The following is a 3,397-nucleotide window of genomic DNA, read 5'->3' as shown; positions in this document are numbered from 1 at the left end:
CCGGCTGGCCGGGTACGCCCTGGCGGGCGCGATGGCGGCCTGGGCCATGGACCGCCTGGCCTGGCTGACCCAGCACGCGGCTGCGCTGCGGCCGGCCTGGACGCTGCTGCACGTCGCCGTGCTCGCCTGGGCCGTACTGCTGGTGTTCCAGGCGCGGCAGCCGGCCTGGGTGGACCATGCGGGCCGGGTGCTGTGGCAGCGGGTCGCCCCCTGGGTGCGCTCGCCCGGCGGCCTGTTCTCCACGGGCCTGGCCTGGGCCTGCATGCCCTGCGGCCTGCTGTACTCCGCGCTGCTGCTCGCGGCGTTGACCGGAAACCCTGGCGCGGCGCGCTGGCCTGGTGTGCTTCGGCGTGGGTGGCGCGGCCTGGCTGGTGGCAGGCCAGTGGCTTTGGCAACGGCTGCGGGGCGGCGGTGCCGCGGGGGACGCGCGGGGCGGGTGGGGCGTGCGGTTGTCCGGCCTGCTGCTGTTCGGCATTGCCGCCTGGGGGCTGTGGATGGACGTTTTCCACCGCCAGGCCGAGCCCTGGTGCCTGTAGCCAATCCCTGCGCGCAGGGGGTTGACAAAGCCTATCGTGACCGTAGTCCGTGAAGTTTTTGACATTTGATTCGGGGGTGTATTAACTGGTGATAATGGTTACCAATACCCCGGCGTCCCCGTGGCGCCCTCCGGTGCCCCCCGAAAGTGACTAATCCCCTCCTCATCGATGTCGGCCGGCTGCGTGTAGGCATGTACATCCAGCTCGATCTGGGCTGGATGAACCACCCTTTTCCGGTCAGCAGTTTCCGCATCGCCTCGCCGGAGCAGATCAGTACTCTGGCCGCCCTGGGCCTGTCCCAGGTGCGGTGGATTCCTTCCAAAAGCGATCCATCGGTGCAGGGCCTGCTGCCGCCCGGCCACCCTTCCGCGCCCGATCCCGTGACCGAAGCCGCCCGGGCACCGGTGGAGACAGGGCCTTCGATCGCCCAGGCCTCCATGGCGGAGTTCCGCGAGCGCATCAAGGCGCAGAGCCGTTCCCTGGCTGCCTGCGACGAGCGCTTCGCCCGTGCCACGCGGGTGTATGAGCGCCTGGCCACCAGCGCCGAGCAAGACCCCTCGGAGGCGCGTGCTTCCACCAACGCGCTGGTGTCCACCTGCGTGGATGAGCTGCTCGACCAGGGCGACTCCGCCATCCGCCTGCTCTCCGAGCGCGTCGGCACGCGCGCGGCGCTGCATTCGGTCAACGTGATGGTGCTTTCGCTGCTGCTGGGCAAGGCCCTGGGCCTGCTGGGCGACGACTTGCAGCCCCTGGGCGCGGCCGCGCTGCTGCACGACCTGGGCAAGATCACGCTGCCGCCCCATGTGGCCCAGCCGCATTCCGCGCTGGGTCCGGCCGACCAGGCCCTGTACGAGGCGCATGTCGGCGAATCGGTGGTGCTGGCAGAACGCATGGGCCTGGGCGCCGCCGTCATCGAAGCCATCGCGCATCACCATGAAATGGCCGATGGCACGGGCTTTCCGCTCCAGCTCAAAGGGGCCGACATCTCCCGTGGAGGGCAGGTGCTGGCCCTGGTCAACTACTACGACCGGCTGTGCAACCCGCTGCGGGGCGCCAACGCGCTGACTCCGCACGAGGCGCTGTCGGTGATCTTCGCGCAGCACAAGCAACGGTTCGACGCCGTGGTCCTGCGGGCCTTCATCCGCATGATGGGCGTGTACCCGCCGGGCTCGATCGTGCAGCTCGTGGACGACCGCTACGCCATCGTGACAGCCGTGAATTCGGCCCGCCCGCTGCGGCCCAAGGTGATCGTGCACGAGTCCGGCGTCTCCAAGGACGATGCCCTGGTGATCGATCTGGAAGACCAGCCGGCGCTGGGCATCCGCCGCAGCCTGCGGCCCGCGCAGCTGCCGCGCGATGCGCTCGACTATCTGTCGCCCCGAAAGAGGATCTGCTACTACTTCGAACGGGCCGTCGACGCAGCGCCGACCGGGGCCCCGGCGTGATCCGCGGCCCGCAAGGCAGCGTGTGGCGCGCCGTGTTCGACGGGTTGCTGGAGGCCGTGTGGCTGGTCGAGCCCGAGGGGCTCACGGTGCGCTTCGCCAATCAGAGCGCGGCCGCGCTGCTCGGGCGCTCGCCCGAAACCATGGAAGGCGCGGACGCCGTCGAACTCCTGGCCTGCACGCCGGAAGACCTGTACTTCTGGGCGCAGGGGCGGGATGCGCTGATGCGCGGCATCCAGTCGCACTCCGGCCTGCTCGGGGGCGATGGCCAGTTCATTCCGGTGGACCGGCGCGTGTCGCGCGTGGATTCGCCCGAGGGCGAGGCGCTGCTGCTGGTGACCATGATCGATCGCCGCGAGCAGGCCTCGACCGAGCGCGAGCTGGAAATCCTACTGTCTGAACTGCGCGCCACGCTCGACTCCGCCGCCGACGGCATGCTGGTGTACGACATGGCCGGGCGCATGCGGGCCTTCAACCAGCGGCTGGCGCAGCTGTGGGGCATGCCCGAGGACCTGCTGGTGCAGCGCAATGATGCTGCAGTGGTGGCCCACATGCAGCAGCAGGTGGCCGATGCCGATGCCTACCGGGCGCGGCTGTCGTCCATCGCGCTGGAGCCGGGGCGCGAGACCACGGACATCCTGCACCTGCGCAACGGCACCATCATCGAGCGCCGCTCAGTGCCGCAGCTGAGCCAGGGCCGCCCCGTGGGCCGGGTGTTCTCGTTCCGCGACGTGACGCTGAACGCCGAGGCGCAGGCCAGCCTGCGGCTCGCCGCGCGGGTGTTCGACTCCAGCCTGGATGCCATCTTCATCGCCGATGACCGGCACCAGATCGTGCGCATGAACCCGAGCTGCGAGCGGCTGATCGGCGCGCCCGCGGTCGCCTTGCAGGGCGTGCCCGCGGTTTCGCTCTTCGGAGCCGAGGGCGCGCAGCCCGGCTGGATGGAGCACGTCCTGGCGGCGTGGGACCGCGACGGCTTCTGGGAGGGCGAGCTGCGCCTGCCCGAGGGCGGCGCGAACGGGGCCGCGCGACGGGCCTGCGCGGTGCACCTGTCGTGGGTGGTGCTGCGCAGCGAGACGGGCAATGCGCTGCAGAGCATCGGCTTCATGCGCGACCTCACGCAGCAGCATGCGGCGCGCACGCGCATCGAGGAGCTGGCGTACAGCGATGTGCTCACCGGCCTGCCCAACCGGCTGCGCCTGTCGCGCCGCGTGGGCGAAGCCATCGACGCGATTGAGCAGGGCCCACGGCCGGACGCCGGCAGCTTCGCCATCCTGTTCGTGGACCTGGACCGGTTCAAGATCATCAACGACTCCCTGGGGCATCTGTTCGGTGACCGCGTGCTGCAGATCGTGGCCAAGCGCCTGCAGGGGTGCCTGCGCCAGAGTGACATGCTGTGCCGCCTGGGCGGCGACGAGT

General features: G+C 70.3%; 3 protein-coding genes. All 3 read left to right on the top strand.

Annotated elements, in window-relative coordinates; genetic code table 11:
• The coding region (locus AC27KI_RS21075; protein ID WP_487115658.1) for an urease accessory protein UreH domain-containing protein at nucleotides 1-589 on the top strand (589 nt) is incomplete at its 5' end.
• 93 nt (nucleotides 590-682) lie between these two features.
• The gene (locus AC27KI_RS21070) at nucleotides 683-1,981 is read left to right on the top strand and encodes a cyclic di-GMP phosphodiesterase (protein ID WP_487089989.1); all 1,299 of its coding nucleotides are present in this window, start codon (nucleotides 683-685) and stop codon (nucleotides 1,979-1,981) included.
• Nucleotides 1,978-3,397: sensor domain-containing protein (locus AC27KI_RS21065; protein WP_487115656.1), on the top strand; the 1,420-nt coding region annotated here is incomplete at its 3' end. The genes AC27KI_RS21070 and AC27KI_RS21065, both read left to right, overlap by 4 nt.

Source organism: Acidovorax sp. KPB24-03, from assembly GCF_057546605.1.
Note: the sequence above shows the minus strand (reverse complement) of the source record. Positions and strands in the feature narration are given on the sequence as shown.